Annotated in this window: 9 protein-coding genes; 4 read left to right on the forward strand and 5 right to left on the reverse strand. The window is 66.0% G+C overall.

The genetic code is table 11. The annotated features are described in order from the left end of the window. Positions 1 to 353: 353 nt before the first annotated feature. Both ABWO17_RS00035 and ABWO17_RS00040 read right to left on the reverse strand, forming a co-directional pair. Positions 354 to 2552, reverse strand: coding sequence for an EAL domain-containing response regulator (locus ABWO17_RS00035; RefSeq protein ID WP_353114829.1), 2199 nt, complete (start codon positions 2550 to 2552; stop codon positions 354 to 356). Positions 2553 to 3019: 467 nt separating this feature from the next. Next, positions 3020 to 3673, reverse strand: a complete 654-nt coding sequence (locus ABWO17_RS00040) for a septal ring lytic transglycosylase RlpA family protein (protein WP_353114831.1) — start codon at positions 3671 to 3673, stop codon at positions 3020 to 3022. A 346-nt stretch (positions 3674 to 4019) separates the two neighbouring features. Here ABWO17_RS00040 and ABWO17_RS00045 point away from each other — a divergent pair, with 346 nt between their 5' ends. Further along, positions 4020 to 4898 carry a DMT family transporter gene (locus ABWO17_RS00045; RefSeq protein WP_353114833.1) on the forward strand — a complete coding sequence of 293 codons (879 nt, stop codon included), beginning with the start codon at positions 4020 to 4022 and terminating at the stop codon, positions 4896 to 4898. Positions 4899 to 5784: 886 nt separating this feature from the next. Here ABWO17_RS00045 and ABWO17_RS00050 read toward each other — a convergent pair. Together ABWO17_RS00050 and ABWO17_RS00055 are read right to left on the reverse strand one after the other, a co-directional pair. Next, positions 5785 to 6450 (reverse strand): potassium channel family protein, encoded by a 666-nt coding sequence (locus ABWO17_RS00050; RefSeq protein ID WP_353114835.1) that lies wholly within the window; start codon positions 6448 to 6450, stop codon positions 5785 to 5787. A 36-nt stretch (positions 6451 to 6486) separates the two neighbouring features. Continuing rightward, positions 6487 to 7851, reverse strand: a complete 1365-nt coding sequence (locus ABWO17_RS00055) for a TrkH family potassium uptake protein (RefSeq protein ID WP_353114837.1) — start codon at positions 7849 to 7851, stop codon at positions 6487 to 6489. A gap of 178 nt (positions 7852 to 8029) precedes the next feature. On the opposite strand from ABWO17_RS00055, the gene ABWO17_RS00060 reads away from it, so the two are divergent. Together ABWO17_RS00060 and ABWO17_RS00065 are read left to right on the forward strand one after the other, a co-directional pair. Beyond that, on the forward strand, positions 8030 to 9349 hold the full coding sequence (locus ABWO17_RS00060; protein ID WP_353114839.1) for a malic enzyme-like NAD(P)-binding protein: 1320 nt from the start codon (positions 8030 to 8032) through the stop codon (positions 9347 to 9349). Between the two features lie 362 nt (positions 9350 to 9711). Next, the gene (locus ABWO17_RS00065; RefSeq protein ID WP_353114841.1) at positions 9712 to 11277 is read left to right on the forward strand and encodes a leucyl aminopeptidase; all 1566 of its coding nucleotides are present in this window, start codon (positions 9712 to 9714) and stop codon (positions 11275 to 11277) included. A 195-nt stretch (positions 11278 to 11472) separates the two neighbouring features. Here the strand turns inward: ABWO17_RS00065 and ABWO17_RS00070 are convergent, their stop codons facing one another. Further along, complete coding sequence (locus ABWO17_RS00070) at positions 11473 to 12618, reverse strand: GGDEF domain-containing protein (RefSeq protein ID WP_353114843.1); 1146 nt, start codon at positions 12616 to 12618, stop codon at positions 11473 to 11475. A 937-nt stretch (positions 12619 to 13555) separates the two neighbouring features. Here ABWO17_RS00070 and speA point away from each other — a divergent pair. Further along, the gene (gene speA, locus ABWO17_RS00075) at positions 13556 to 15475 is read left to right on the forward strand and encodes a biosynthetic arginine decarboxylase (protein WP_353114845.1); all 1920 of its coding nucleotides are present in this window, start codon (positions 13556 to 13558) and stop codon (positions 15473 to 15475) included. Positions 15476 to 15899 lie beyond the last annotated feature (424 nt).

Raw genomic sequence — 15899 nt, forward strand, 5'->3', positions numbered from 1 at the left:
GCCAGGACCGCTCGCGGCCTGTCACATTTGCGGCTGCTCGCGGTCCCCTTGTTTGGATCTGCTCGCGGCTTTCCCTACGTTCGTCCGCCCGAAGCCAGGACCGCTCGCGGCCTGTCACATTTGCGGCTGCTCGCGGTCCCCTTGTTTGTATCTGTTCGCTGCTTTCCCTACGTTCGCCCGCCCGAAGCCAGGACCGCTCGCGGCCTGCCTCATTTGCGGCTGCTCGCGGTCCCCTTGTTTGTATCTGCTCGCGGCTTTCCCTACGTTCGCCCGCCCGAAGCCAGGACCGCTCGCGGCCTGCCTCATTTGCGGCTGCTCGCGGTCCCCTTGTTTGGATCTGCTCGCGGCGTTCCCTACGTTCGTCCGCCCGAAGCCAGGACCGCTCGCATCCAGTCCGCGAAACCGGCGGCGGGCAGGGGCTTGCTGTAGTAGTAGCCCTGCACCTCGCGGCAGCCGTGGGCGCGCAGGAAGTCCAGCTGGTCATCGGTTTCCACGCCTTCGGCCACCACGTTCAGCGACAGGTTGCGGCCCATGGTGACGATGGTGGAAACGATGGTGGCATCGCCCTCGTCGCCGGGCACGTCGCGCACGAACGAACGGTCGATCTTGATGGTGTCGATGGGGAAATTCTTCAGGTAGTACAGCGAGGAATGCCCGGTGCCAAAGTCGTCGATGGCGATGGAGATGCCCTGCGCCGCCAGCCGTTCCAGAATGGACACGGAGGTGGGCAGGTCGCGCATCATGGTGGTTTCGGTGATTTCCAGTTCCAGTTGCGAGGGCGGCAGCCCGGATTCGACCAGGGCCGCCTGCACCCGGTCCAGCAGGTCCGGCTGGAACTGCCGGGCGGAGATGTTCACGGCGATGCGCAGCGGGCCCAGTTCGTCGGTCCAGCGGCGGGTCTGCATGCAGGCGTCACGCAGCACCCGTTCGCCCAGCGCCACCACAAGGCCGGTGTCTTCGGCCACGGGAATGAATTCCAGGGGCGGTACGATGGTGCCATCGGACCGGGCCCAGCGCACCAGGGCCTCCATGCCGGTGACCTGACCGGTCGTGATGTCCACGCGCGGCTGGTAGAACACCACGAATTCGTCGTTTTCCAGCCCTTTGCGAATGCTTTTTTCGATGGCCAGGCGCCGGGTAACGTCGTCGTTCATGGCCTGGGTGAAACGGCGAAAGCGCGCGCCGCCCTGTTCCTTGGCGCGGTACATGGCGATTTCCGCGTTCTTCAGCAGGGTGGCCGGGTCGCGCCCGTCGTCGGGCGAAACGCTGATGCCGATGGACGGCATCACGTACAGTTCGTGGTCGGCGGCGTTGAAGGGGCGGGTGAACGCGTCCTGGATGCGGGTCGATTCCGCCTCGGCCACCTCGCCGTCGCCTTCGCCCATGCTGGTCGGGGCCAGGGGCAGCAGCATCACGAATTCGTCGCCGCCAAGGCGCGCCACCATGTCGCGCCGGGGGGCCATGCCCACCAGGCGGCCCGCCACGGCGCGCAGCAGTTCGTCGCCCACGGCATGGCCCAGGCTGTCGTTGACGGTCTTGAAATTATCCATGTCCAGATACAGCACCGCCAGCCGCGTATCCGGCCCGCCCTTGCGGGCGTGATCCTCCATGCGCTGGCGCAGCCCCATGCGGTTGGGCAGGCCGGTCAGCTCGTCGTGGGTGGCCTGGTGGACGATCTGCGCTTCCTTGCGCTTCAGCTCGCTGACGTCGAGGAAGGTGCCCACCACGCCCGCGCGCTGGCCGGTGCGGTCGCGGAAATAGCTTTTGTACAGCACCAGCACGCGATCCTCGCCGGCGGCATCGCGCAGGTCGATCATGCACGAGTAGCCGGCACCGTCTTCGTCCTCGGGCGAGGGGAGGCTGCCCGTGGTTTCATCCACCAGGCAGGCCAGTTCCTGCGGCAGGATTTCGGTCACCGAACGGCCCACGATGTCTTCGGGCTTGCGGCCGATCAGGCGGCTGAAGGCGCGGTTGCAGCCGATGTAGGTGCCTTCCAGTGTCTTGTAGAACACCGGGTTGGGCATGCTTTCCACAAGCGCTTCAAGAAATTGGTTTTTCTCTTGCAGTAGCGCCTGGTATTCCACCAGGCGCTCGTTGGTTTCGCGCAGTTCGCGGGTGCGCTCCTGCACCTCCAGTTCGAGGTGCTCGCGGTAGCGCTTGCGTTCCTCCAGCAGGCGGGCGCGCTCCAGCGCCTTGTTCACGGCGTGTTCCAGCACGCGCATGTCGGTGACCGGCTTGGTCACGTAGTCCCACGCTCCGTGGCGCAACGCCTCCACCGCCTCTTCCAGCACGCCCACGCCCGACACCACGATGACGGGCACCTCGGGCGCGTCCTCGCGCAGGCGCTCCAGCACTTCCATGCCGCCCATGACGGGCATGCGCAGGTCCACCAGTACGAGGTCGGGCGCGTGTTCGGCAAACGCCTCTAGCCCGCGGCGGCCGTTTTCCGCCTCGATCACGTCAAAGCCGCTGTCTTCGAGGTAGGCGACCAGGTTCGAGCGGACGTTGACATCGTCGTCGATGGTCAGGATGCGGGGGGGGCGCTGGAGCATGGGGCGGCTTTTTCCTGTGGCTTGCGCTGATGTGGTTGGCGATATGTTTCATTCCAGATTGCCAAGCAGCGGGGAATTTATCCACAAAAAAATGGCCGCTGCACGGCGGTGGCATGACGGCCCGATGGAGATACGGCCTTGCGGGACAAGGGCGTGGCCTGCGGATGCAGGTTTGTGACCGCATGCAGATGGCGCGGGGCCGGGCAGAGGTGTGCGGACGGCGTTTCCGCGCCTGCCCGTTCATGCACGGAGCCGTGGCGGCAACGTGCCCGGCGAGGCAGGGGGGCGGAGGCCAGCTCAGGGCCAGCTCAGGGCCAGACAGGGGCAGGTCGCTGGCCAGTGGTCCTGCGCGGGCAGCCGGACGGGCGGACACGGCGGACGCGAACGGAGACCCCACACCGGCGACGGCGGACAGCTGCCGCGGGCTGGTGGCTGCGAGTGGACGGCAGCGGTGACGGTGGGGGCGATCAGTCGCGGGCGCGGTCGGCCACAATGTCGATGTCGGCGTGGCGCTGCATCAGGTGGCGGCGCAGGGCGCGCGCGTCGTCGAAGTCGCGGAAGGGCCCCACGCAGACCATCCAGCGCTTGCGACCGTTTTCCGTGCGCGTACGGACGCGCGCGGCGGCTTCGCCCTCGCGTTCAAGCTTGCGGACCAGCCGTTCGGCTTCGGCCTTGCTGGCGTACGACCTGATGCGGACGAAATAGGCGCTGTCGGGGTCCAGGGGGCGGCCCTTGGCATCGCCCAGCACCTCGATGCGCACGGCGGCGCTGCCCGGCCTGACAATGCCCAGTTGCTTCGCGGCGGAGTAGGAGACGTCGATGTCGCGGTTGCCGCGATAGGGCCCCCGGTCGTTCACCGTGACCAGCACGGAGCGGCCGTTGGAAAGGTTGGTCACGCGGACCACGGTGCCAAGGGGCAGGGTCTTGTGCGCGGCCGTCAGGGCGTTCATGTCATAGGCTTCGCCGCTGGCGGTCTTCTTGCCGTGCAGGTCGTCGCCGTACCATGAGGCGCGCCCGCGCTTGGCGGGTGCCTCGCTGGCCGCTGCGGGCAGCGAGGCGGCCAGCAGCGCGCAGAACATCAGGATGGTCGTCAGGTATCGTAGGGGGTGGCGTCGGGTCATGGGCCTCCTGCGGTTGCGTGCCACGGAAGGTCGTGGCGGGTCGTGTCCTGCCCGGCGCAAGGACACGGCTCTGGGGCAACGTTCGGTATGTCCCGTCGTGCAACGGGCTGCCGGGCAAACCCTGGGGGTAGCACCTCGACAGTACCATGTTTTTCCCGTATATCGCCGCACGTGTCAACGTGCCGCAATCCCGGCACGTTACGGGGCAATACTGTGGTAACATGCTGTCGCGCCACAGTGCGGGTGAGCTGTGTTGCTGCGTTATTTTCTGTCATCCTTCCCGCGACGTGCCCCGCGCATCGTGCGCCCGCGCCGCCGCGCCTTTTCCTGCACGCGGGAGTCGTTCATGCTGCTGTATGCCAAGCTGATGCTGGCCACCGTGTTCTGGGGTGGCACCTTTGTTGCCGGGCGCATCGCCGCCGCCCATGCCGGACCCTTTTCCGCCGCCTTTCTGCGCTTTGCCATGGCCACGGGCCTGCTGTTCTGGTATGTGCGCCGCCGCGAGGGGGCGTTGCCCCGCCTGACCTCGCTCGGCATGCACGGCTGGACCGGGGTGCTGCTGCTGGGGGCCACCGGGGTGTTTGCCTACAACGCCCTGTTCTTTACCGGGCTTGCCACCGTACCCGCCAGCCGGGCGGCGGTGATCGTCACCAACAACCCCATCGCCATCGCCGTGGGCGCGGCGCTGTTTCTGGGCGAGCCGCTGTCGCGCCGCAAGCTGGCGGGCATCCTGCTGTCCGTGGGCGGCGCGGTCATCGCCATCACCCGTGGCAACCCGCTGACGCTGTTCTCGTCGGCCCTGTCGTGGGGCGATGTGGCGCTGCTGGGCTGCCTGGCCAGTTGGGCCGCGTATTCCCTGTTGGGCAAGGTGGTCATGCGCGCACTGTCGCCGCTGGCGGCGGTGACCTGGTCGTGTGCGGTGGGCACGGTGATGCTGCTGCCCTTCGCCCTGTATGAAGGGCTGTGGGCGGCACTGCCGAGGTACCCGGTGGGGCTGTGGGTGGCTGCGGCCTATCTTGGCGTGTTCGGCACCGTGCTGGGATTCACCTGGTTCTACGAGGCGGTGAAGGAGATAGGCGCGGGACGGGCCGGGGTGTTCATCAATTTCGTGCCACTGACGGCCATAGTGTGCGCCTGGGCCATGCTGGGCGAGGCGCTGCCCGTGTCGCTGCTGCTGGGGGCCGCGCTGGTGACGTGCGGGGTGTTCATTACGAACAGGGCGTAGCGGTTAAGAGGGGTTGTGCCCTGTCGGGTGCGGTTTCTACGGAGACACGCCCCCCCTGTTGACCCCGCTCGATTTCGTTATGCCTCCGGCGGGCAAGGGGCCGCAGAGCGGCGGCCCCTTGCATCCCCGCGCTCCGGGGGCTCCGCCCCCTGGTCCCCCGACGTATCCTGCACCGCATTCCTGTGCCGGGCAGCTTCCCTCCGGCGCAGACGCCTCCGGGTGATCTGCCCGACGGAATGCGAATGTGCGCAAAGCTCTCGTCGCTACGGCGTAGCGAGGGTGCCTTTCCCCTCGGTTCGCATACGGCGCACATCCGCGACGCCGGAGCTTCCGCCTCGCAAGGCCTCGGCGGCGATCTCCGGCTGCGGCGCGCAACACCGCACAAGGTGCGTATGGGGTGGCGCATTGATCGAAAGGGAGGCCAACAAACAATGGTCGTTCGCTGCTTGCGCCAACGCAGCAGGCCAAGCCTTGGGCATTGTCCGTCATCATGCTCAACGAAAAAGTGCCGCGCGTAGAAGCGTGTGACGCCGAGCCTTGGCGGCGGCACATGCGTCGCAACGAGGGCGTGGGCAAGGCGCCCAAGTGGGATAGAGGTAGCGGGAGATTCGCGCACATCGCATTCCGCCGGGCAGATCACCCGGAGGCGTCTGCGCCGGAGGGAAGCTGCCCGGCACAGGAATGCGGTGCGTGACGACTTGGGGTTCCAAGGGGCGGAGCCCCTGGAACGCGGGGGTGCAGGGGGTGTTCGTTACAACACCTCCTGCCCGCCGGAGGCATAACGAAATCGGGCGTGGTCAAACGGGCTGGCGTGTCTTCGTAGAGGCCGTGCCCATCACTGCGCTCCCTCTCCCAATCCCCCTTATCGCCCCGCCCCGCGCACCCCTTACGGCACCAGCCGCAACACATCATCCTGCTTGCCGATGACCACCAGCGCATCCCCACGGTCCAGTGTTTCGTGCGCCTGCGGTACGAAGCGGTATTCCTTGCTGCCTAACGGTTTCACGGCCACCACCATGACCCCGTGGTCGTTGACCAGCTTCAGGTCCATCAGGGTGCGTCCGGCCCATTTGTCCACCACCAGTTCCTGCACCAGCACCCCGCCGCCCAGCGGCAGCAGGTCGAGCATGCCGGGGTTGGCCAGCCGGTGGGCCACGTGGGTGGCCACGTCGTGTTCCGGCAGGATCACCAGGTCAACGCCGAGCCGCGTGAGCACCTTGCGGTGCTCGATGGAGGCCGCCTTGACCCCGATCTTGCGCGCGCCAAGCTCCTGAAGGTTCAGCACCACCAGGAGCGAGGTTTCCATGGAATCGCCCACGCTCACGAACACGATGTCGAGGTCCTGGAAGCGCAGTTGCTGCAATACCGCGATGTCTGCCGCGTTGGCCTGGTAGACCTGCGCCAGCACGTCCTGGGCAAGGCGCACGCGGCTCTCGCCGGTGTCCAGCCCCACCACGGTATGGCCCATCTCGGTCAGGGTGCGGCCCAGTTGCAGGCCGAACTTGCCAAGGCCCACGATGCCGATTTCCAGTCTCTTCGCCACATTCACCATGGGGATGCTCCCGGATGCGTCGCCAGCAAGTGTGGGCTACCCGATGGGGTAGTCCACCTCGGGCCAGCGGAACTTGGGTTCGCTCTGCAAATGCTGCAAGGTGGCCAGCAGCCAGACGGGGCCGATACGCCCGATGAACATCAGCAGGGTTATCAAAATCTTGCCGGGCACGCTCAGGTGCGGGGTGACGCCGGTGGTCAGGCCCACGGTGCCGAAGGCGGAGACCACCTCGAACATCAGGTCCAGTTGCTGGAACCGGGCATGGGTGTGCGGGCTGATGCCGCCCTCGGTCAGGCTGAGCAGCATGGTGCCCACGGTGACAACGATGATGGCGAACAGGAACAGAGTCAGCGCCTTGGTCTGGGTGGGCGTGTCCACGGCGCGGCCCAGCAGCACGTTCTGTCGCCTGCCGCGCAACTGCATTTCCACGAACCCGGCCAGTACCCGAAAGCTGGTGGTCTTGATGCCGCCCGCGCACGACCCCGGTGAGCCGCCCACGAACATCAGGCAGATCATCACCATCAGGGTGAAGTCGGTCAGCCGTGCGATGTCCAGAGTATTGAAGCCTGCCGTGCGGCAGGTGACGGACTGGAAGAAGGCGGGCAGCACCAGCCCGGTGGGGCTGAGCCCGGTGTAGTCGCTGAGGTATTCGGCCAGCCAGATCAGCGCGGCCCCGGCCACGATGAGAAAAGCGGTGGTAGTCAGCACCAGCCTGGTGTGACGACTGAGGGGGCGATAGGGCCTGCCGGAAAGTTTCGTCCGCGCGGCCCCCAGCAGTTCGTCGATGACCGAAAAGCCGATGCCCCCCACCACGATCAGGAACATGATCACCAGGTTGACCCCGGCGTGTTCCTGCCACGGCATCAGGTTGTCGGGCCGCAGGCCGAAGCCCGCGTTGCAGAAGGCCGACACGGCATGGAACAGCGCGCCGAACGCGCCCATGCCCTGCGGGGCAAAGATGTACAGCAGGCATGCCGCCGCCAGTTCGATGCACAGGATGGTGCGCACCAGCCGGTACAGGAATCGCCCCAGATGAAACGAGGGGTCGTGCATCAGGGCCTGGCCCACGGCCAGCCTGTCGGTAAGCGACACGCGCCGCCGCAGCAGGAACACCAGTAGGCTGGAATAGGTCATGATGCCAAGGCCGCCAAGCTGGATGAGCGCAAGGATGATCCATTGCCCGGCCAGGCTGAACGTGGTGCCCGTGTCCGCAACGGTCAGCCCGGTGACGCAGACGGCGGACGTTGCGGTGAACAGCGCATCCACGAAGGATATCCCGGCCTCGTCCGCCGAAGGGGCATGACTGATGTCCAGGTACAGCAGCACGGCCCCGGCAAGTATGGTGGCCGCGAACGAGTACACCGGCAGGATGAGGGGCGAGAACAGGCGACGGCGGAGCATTCCTGAAACTATCCCGGTTCGTTCGGCGCGGCAAGCAGGACGCGGCGCGGCTTGCAATGGATGCGCCGCTGCACTACGTTGCCCGGACGTGAGGACATGCAGTCGGCCTCGGGCAGACAACCTGCCGGGCGCGGCGTCCGTTCCCTTTACCGCACCGTCAACGACAAGCGAGGCATTCATGGCCCTGTTCACCAAGGAAGAGGCGCTACGCTACCACTCCTGCGGCCACGCCGGGAAGGTCGAGGTGGTTCCCGTAAAGCCCTGCGCCACCCAGAAGCATCTTTCCATGGCCTACACCCCCGGCGTTGCCGAGGTGTGCCGTGCCATCCACGCAGACGTGTCGCTGGGCTACGACTACACCAACAAGGGCAACCTTGTGGCCGTGGTCAGCAACGGCACGGCGGTGCTGGGACTTGGCAACATCGGGCCGCTGGCGGGCAAGCCGGTGATGGAAGGCAAGGGCGTACTGTTCAAGATTTTCGCGGACGTGGATGTGTACGACCTGTCCATCGACCAGAAAGACCCCAAGAAGATCATCGAATTCGTGAAGATGCTGGAACCCACCTTCGGCGGCATCAACCTTGAGGACATCAAGGCGCCGGAGTGCTTCGAGGTGGAACAGACGCTCATCGAACAGATGGACATTCCGGTGTTCCACGACGACCAGCACGGCACGGCCATCATTTCGGGCGCGGGGCTCATCGCCGCGCTTGAGTTGACGAACCGCAAGCCAGAGGACGTCAAGCTGGTCATCAGCGGTGCGGGGGCTGCGGCCATCGCCTGCACCAGGTTTTTCGAATCGCTCGGCGTACAGCGCAAGAACGTGTTCATGTTCGATTCGCGCGGGCTCATCAACAAGGGCCGTACCGACCTGAACCCCCAGAAGCTGGAATTCGCGCAGGAACGGGACCACGGCAGCCTCGCCGAGGTCATGCGCGGGGCAGACTGCTTCCTGGGCCTTTCCGTGGGCGGCATGGTCACCCAGGACATGGTGCGCTCCATGGCCCCGAACCCCATCATCTTCGCCTGCGCCAACCCCGACCCGGAAATCTCGTACGAAGACGCCAGGGCCGCCCGCGCCGACGTGGTCATGGCCACCGGGCGCTCCGACTACCCCAACCAGATCAACAACGTGCTGGGCTTTCCGTTCATCTTCCGGGGCGCCCTGGACACCCGCGCCAGCGCCATCAACGAGGAAATGAAGCTGGCCGCGGCCCGCGCCCTGGCCGCCCTTGCGCGCGAGCCCGTGCCCGCCGAGGTGTTGGCCGCCTATGGCATCTCGGAACTGGCGTTCGGGGTGGACTACATCATCCCCAAGGCGCTGGACCCGCGCGTCATCGAATGGGTGGCCCCGGCCGTGGCCGAAGCCGCCATGCGCACCGGCGTGGCGCGCCGCCAACTGGACCTGGCCGCCTACAAGGTGGAACTGCGCGAGCGCATGCAGGCCGCGCGTGCCCGCATCGGGCAGTTTATTAATACCTACGGCTTGGATTTTTAGTTGGGTACTGCAAACCGTCCTTTTGCCCGCTGGCGTCGTCAAACTTCGCCTGCCATGTCGGTCGAATACGATAAGAGTATGCGGTGCGGTCGCCATCCGTAAGGCTCGCAAGCTCGCCTAACGGCTGCCGCACTCCCTCATGGCAGGCTAGTTTTCCTCGCCAGCGAACAAAAATCCTGGTTTGCATGCGCCCGGTAACGCCAAGCGTGCTTGGGAGCGGGCATCGCATGCCTCTCCGGCCAAGACATGCTATGTTGGGCACCGGTGGCTTTTTGCCGCCGGTGCCGTTGCGTGGAAGCCCCCGGTGGTTTAATTTTCAAGAATTGCCATGTCGCCGGAGAGGCGCGTGATGGAGGTGTGACGTGGACATTCGCTTTCAGGTGGGCGGTCCTGCCCAGTGGCGCGCGGATGCGGTGATCGTGTTCCTGTTCGAGGGCGACGCCCTTGCGGACGTGGTGCCGGAACTGCTGGAGGCAGCGCCGTGGCTGGGCATTGCCCCGGCGGTGCGCGATTTTCGGGGCAAGAAGGACGAGGTTGCCGTGTTCCACGGGCACCCGGCCCTGGCGGTGCCGCGTGTGATCGCGGCGGGCCTTGGCAAGCGCGAGGCGTTCGCGGCCACGGCCCCTGCCGGGCTGCGCGTGGCGGCGGGAGCGGCCCTGCGCCGCTGCCGCGAACTGAAGATCGAGACGGTGAGTATTGACGCGGTGGCCCTGGCCCGCGTGGCAGAGGCTGGCGATGCGGCCCCTGCATGGTCCCCCGTCGAGGAGGCCGTGTGCGGGGCGCTGCTGGGGCTGTACCGTTACGATCGGTTCAAGACCAACGGTGCTGGCAACGGGGGCGGGAACGCCGGTTCCGAAAACGGTGAAGACGCCCGCTTCGAGCCGCGCTGGCTGGCCCTGTTGTGCGCCGAAGCCTCGGTGCCGGACGACCTGCACGCCGCCGCCCGCCGGGGCGAGGCAGCCGCCGCCGGGGTGGCCCTGGCGCGCGACCTTGTCAACGGTCCGCCCAACTTCGTCACCCCCGGCCATCTGGCCGAGCAGGCCGTGGCCATCGCCAGGAAGTACGGCATGCAGGCCCGCTCGCTGGGCCGCGCCGAACTGGTGGAGATGGGCATGGGGGCCTTTGCCTCGGTCTTCCGCGGCGCCGAGGAGGAACCCCGGCTGGTGGTCATCGAGCATGCTCCCAAGGGTACCGAGGACCAGAAGCCGCTGGTGTTCGTGGGCAAGGGCATCACCTTCGACACGGGCGGCATCAGCCTGAAGCCCGCCGCCAAGATGCACGAGATGAAGGGCGACATGGCGGGCGCGGCGGCCATCCTTGGCCTGTTCGAGGCGCTGGGTCGTTCCGACGTGCCCCGCCGGGTGGTGGGCATCATGCCCTGCACCGAGAACATGCCCGATGGCCGGGCCACCCGCCCCGGCGACATCGTGACCACCCTGTCCGGCAAGACGGTGGAGATACTCAACACCGACGCCGAAGGGCGGTTGGTGCTGTGCGACGCCCTGACCTGGGCGCAGCGCGAATACGCCCCCGAGGTGGTGGTGGACCTGGCCACTCTGACCGGGGCCTGCGTGGTGGCGCTGGGCATGGACGTGGCGGCGGTGTTCGCCAACGACGACGAACTGTCGGGGCGCATCCGTACCGTGGGCGATGTGGTGGGCGACCGCTTCTGGCCCCTGCCGCTGTGGGACATGTACTTCGAGAACCTGAAGAGCGACGTGGCCGACATCGCCAACGTGGGCCCGCGCGAGGGCGGGGCCGTCAACGCGGCGCTGTTTCTGAAGCAGTTCGTGGACAAGGGCGTGCGCTGGGCGCATCTGGACATTGCCGGTCCGGCCTACACCGCCAAGAAAAGCTCCATCTGCCCCGGCGGCGGCACCGGCTTTGCGGTGCGCACGCTGCTGGAACTGGTGCGCGGCGGCGTGTAGCGCCGGACGCCGCATCCGAAAACGACCAGCGGGCCGCGAGGGGGAAACCTTTGCGGCCCGCATTCGTTGTGATGGGCTGGGCAGTTTGACCGTGTTGCGCACGATGTCCGTATGGCTCGCAGGCTCGCCCAACGGCCACGCTTCGCGCCCTTCGGGTCGAAGCCAAAGGGCGGAAAGACAATTTGGCAACTGTCCCTAGGCTTCCTCTTCGTCCAGCATCAACCCCTCGGGCAGGAAGATGTCGGGTACTTCCCCGGCGAACACCCGGTTGCGGCCCTGTTCCTTGGCCAGGTACAGTTTCTGGTCGGCCTTGCGGATGTGGTAGTCGATGTCGCCTTCCGGGCCGCAGGTGTGCACGCCAAAGGACAGGGTAACGCTGACGGGGATGCCGTGGTAGGAATACTCCATGGCTTCCACCTGGCCGCGTAGCTTTTCGGCCAGCCGTGCGGCCCCGGCCTCGTCGGTTTCCGGAAGCAGCAGCAGGAATTCCTCGCCGCCCCAGCGGCAGATGGTGTCCTGGTGGCGCAGGTTGTCGTGCAGCAGCCCGGCCACCGATTGCAGCACCTGGTCGCCGCACTGGTGGCCGTAACAGTCGTTTACCGACTTGAAGTGGTCGATGTCGCAGATGGCGATGGACAGCGGCCTGCCGGTGCGGCGGGCGCGCACCTGCTCGTATTCCAGCCGTTCACACAGGGCGCGGCGGTTGGCGAGGCCGGTCAGTTCATCGGTGCGGGCGCTTTCGGCCAGTTGCTGGGTAAGCAGGATGAGCAGGCGCTGGGTGTGGCGGCGGGTGTATTCCGCAAGCCCTGCGAAGATGCCGCAGCACAGCAGGGCCACAATGTAGCGGATGCGGAAGGCCTGCGAATAGTCGGCGTACAGGAAGGGATCGCCCGGCAGGAACAGGATGGCCCCCACCCCCAGCAGCAGGGCGCTCATCAGCAGTATGCCGACGGACAGGCCGAAGGTCAGCATGACCACGGGCGGAAAGATGAACAGCCACACAAAGCCGCTGCCCTCCACCCCGCCATGGGACACCATGTACAGCGACAGGCAGAACAGGGCCAGAACCAGCGTGGTGCTGGGCAGTACGTGGCGTCCGGTGCGGCCCACCCAGAACAGCCCGAACAGGGCAAGGCCCAGCATCACCAGCAGGAACAGGGTGAAGGTGTTCTGGCCCTGGATGAAATCCAGCACCCCCATTACCGAAGAGAACAGCGCGGTGACGCCATAGAACAGGTTCGCCACGCCGGTGACGCGCGCGGTCTCCGGGTCGGCGTCGTCCTGCAGGCCGTTGGCCAGCAGGGCGTTCATGCAGCGGTGCAACCTGTTCTTTTCGAGCACTGGTGCCTCTCGTGCAACAATGGGGGCGGACAAGGCCGCACATGCCCGCAACGCACCACGGCATCCGGAACCGGGGCGAAGGTCGGGCTGGCGTGTCCATGCGTGCGGGAAAACGCAAGGGGCGGTGCCGGGCGGGCCGGTAGTGGCGGCCTCCCCGCACGTTTCCCCAAACGTGCCGCACGCGCGCCTACCGGAATGAAACCTGAGTACTGTGCAGTCGTGAAGTCTGGCCGCAAGGCGTCGCCGGGGGCGCGGGCCGCTGCGGGGCAGGTGGTCGGGCAACTGACTTGCTGGCCGGCAAGGTGGCCAATGCAACGGCCAATCCTGCGACCGAACAGCCGGGCTGCCCAAGGGGGCTGACTCGTCGGCCTGCTCAGCCGGATTGACCAGCCGGATTGACCAGCCGGCCTGTCCAGTCAGATTGACCAGCCAGTCTGTCCAGGTGGACTGCCTCGTCGGACTACTCAACCGGATTGACCAGCCAAACGGCTTGGCAGGCCATTGGCACCCCTGCGGCAAGCCAACCAAGTGCCGACCAGCCACCTCTTTACGGCGGAATTCGGCCTGGCCTTTAGTCCTTGCTGGATATTGCCTTCACGATGCCACAGCCCCGCCATACCACAGCGTTGCCCGCCCTGTCAGCGGCAAGTCTTCCCTCACGTCATGCCCTACCGCAAAATGGGTGGAACGCCCACCGGGAGCGCATGCCCCGTCATGCACGCTCAATGATTGCAGGACTCTGTGACGTTCGTGCGAAAAGGGGGAAAATACCGTTGACAAGGCCCCCCGCTGCCAATAGATAGTGCCACTCTTCCAACGCGTGCGCGCCCCTGCCCTGCACCCGCGCACGAGGGCAAGAGAGAGGCTCTGGTCGGCCCGCCGTAAAGGCGGCGCCGTGGCATGCACCTGTAAACGGGGTATGTATGAGGTTCGGGAATTGGCAAGAAACCGTACGCTGCAACAGTGGAGTGTCGAAGACTCCGCTGAGCTCTATGGCATCCGCAATTGGGGTGCCGGGTACTTCGATGTCGCCCAGAGTGGTGATGTCGTGGTCTATCCTTTCGGAGACAACCGCGGTCCTGCCGTAAGCATCCCGGAAATCATCCGGGGCATGCGGGAGCGCGGCTATGACATGCCGGTGCTCCTGCGCATCGAGAACATTCTCGATTCCCAGATCACCAGTCTTCACCAATCCTTCCGCAAGGCCATCGGGTCGCTCGGCTACAAGGGCGAATACCGGGGCATCTTCCCCATCAAGGTCAATCAGCAGCAGCAGGTGGTCGAAAAGATCGCCCAGTTCGGTTCGCGCTACCACCACGGTCTCGAGGTGGGCAGCAAGGCCGAACTCATCGCCGCCGTCTCGCAACTGCGTGACCACGAGGCCTGCCTTGTCTGCAACGGCTACAAGGACGAGGAATTCATCGACCTTGGCCTGCACGCCGTGCGCATGGGCTACAAGTGCTTCTTCGTGCTGGAAATGGCCAGCGAGCTGCCGTTGATTCTCGAACGCGCCAAGTGCCTTGGCGTGCGCCCGCTCATCGGCGTGCGCGCCAAGCTGTCCGTGAAGGCGGGTGGCCACTGGACCGATTCCGGCGGCGAGCGCTCCACCTTCGGCCTGACCACGGCCCAGATCGTCGACGTGGTGGACCTGCTGAAGGACCACGACATGCTCGACTGCTTCCAGCTGCTGCACTATCACTTGGGGTCGCAGGTGCCCAACATCCGCGACATCCGCGCTGCCGTCATGGAAGCCTGCCGCATCTACGGCGGCCTGGTGGCCGAAGGCGCGGCCATGGGCTATCTGGACCTTGGCGGGGGCCTAGCCGTGGACTACGACGGCTCGCACACCAACTACGTGAGCAGCCGCAACTACAGCCTGGACGAATACTGCGCGGACATCATCGAAGCGGTGATGAACATCCTCGACGAGGAAGGCATCGCCCATCCGCACATCGTCACCGAATCGGGCCGCGCCACCGTGGCCTACTACTCCATGCTGCTGTTCAACATCCTGGACGTGAGCCGCGTGGAGATAGGCAACCTGCCCGACATCCTGCCCGACGACTGCCCCGAGCCCGTGCGCAACATGCGCGAGGCGCTGGCCGGTCTTACCCTGCGCAACCTTCAGGAATGCTACAACGACGCCGTGTACTACCGCGACGAAGTGCGCCAGCAGTTCCTGACCGGGCGCATCACCCTGCGCGAACGCACCCTTGGCGAACGCTACTTCTGGGCCATCATGAAGCGCATCGCCCAGGAAAAGCAGAAGCTGAAGCACGTCCCCAAGGATCTTGCCGAGATAGACGTGGCCCTGGCCGACATCTACTACGGCAACTTCAGCGTGTTCCAGTCGCTGCCCGATTCGTGGGCCATCGACCAGCTGTTTCCGGTGGTGCCCCTGCACCGCCTGAACGAGCTGCCCTCGCGCCAGGGCATCCTGTCCGACATCACCTGCGACAGCGACGGCCGCATCGACCACTTCATCGACCCGCAAGGCGTGAAGGGCACCCTGGACCTGCACCCCCTGAAGGACGGCGAGGAATACTACCTCGGCGTGTTCCTGGTGGGGGCGTATCAGGAAACCCTGGGCGACCTGCACAACCTGCTGGGCGACACCAACGTGGTTTCGGTGCGCGTGCACGAGGACGGCAGCTACGAATTCGTGCGCGAACTGCGCGGCGATTCCGTGGCGGACATCCTGTCGTATGTGGAATACGACCCCCGCCGCATCATCGACGACATCCGCGAGGCGGCGGAACAGGCCGTGCGCGAGGGGCGCATCACCCCCTCCGACCGGTACCGGGTGATGCAGGCGTATGAGGATGGGTTGCGGGGGTACACCTACTTCGAACGCTAACGGCACCCGCTCCGAAAGGGCCTCTTGCCCGCTGGCTTCGTCAGGCGTCGCCTTTCATTCCGGTCGAGTACGATAAGAGTACACTCCCTGCATGAACGGCTCGCCTTCCTCGCCAGCGAACAAGATGCCTCTTTCGGAAGCGGGCGCCGCAGGCATAGCGCGGTGCGATAAGACGAAATCGCACTGTCGCCATGGGCGTGGTAGTGCTTTTGCGGAAATCGCTAAAGGCGTGAAGCGCAAGGCTCCGCACCCCATCGAAGCAGGATACCCTTGATGCATGCCATGCCGATCGCATGGTATGCTGACGCCGGTCACCGGCGCATGCAGGCAACAAGCGGGGCCGCCCCATGGTGTGGGGCTGGCCGTTCGGGATAACCACAGCAGTGTCGCGCGGTCGCGCGTTTCCGGGCATGGGTGCTCGGGG

This window comes from Nitratidesulfovibrio sp. (assembly GCF_040373385.1).
Classification (GTDB): domain Bacteria; phylum Desulfobacterota; class Desulfovibrionia; order Desulfovibrionales; family Desulfovibrionaceae; genus Cupidesulfovibrio.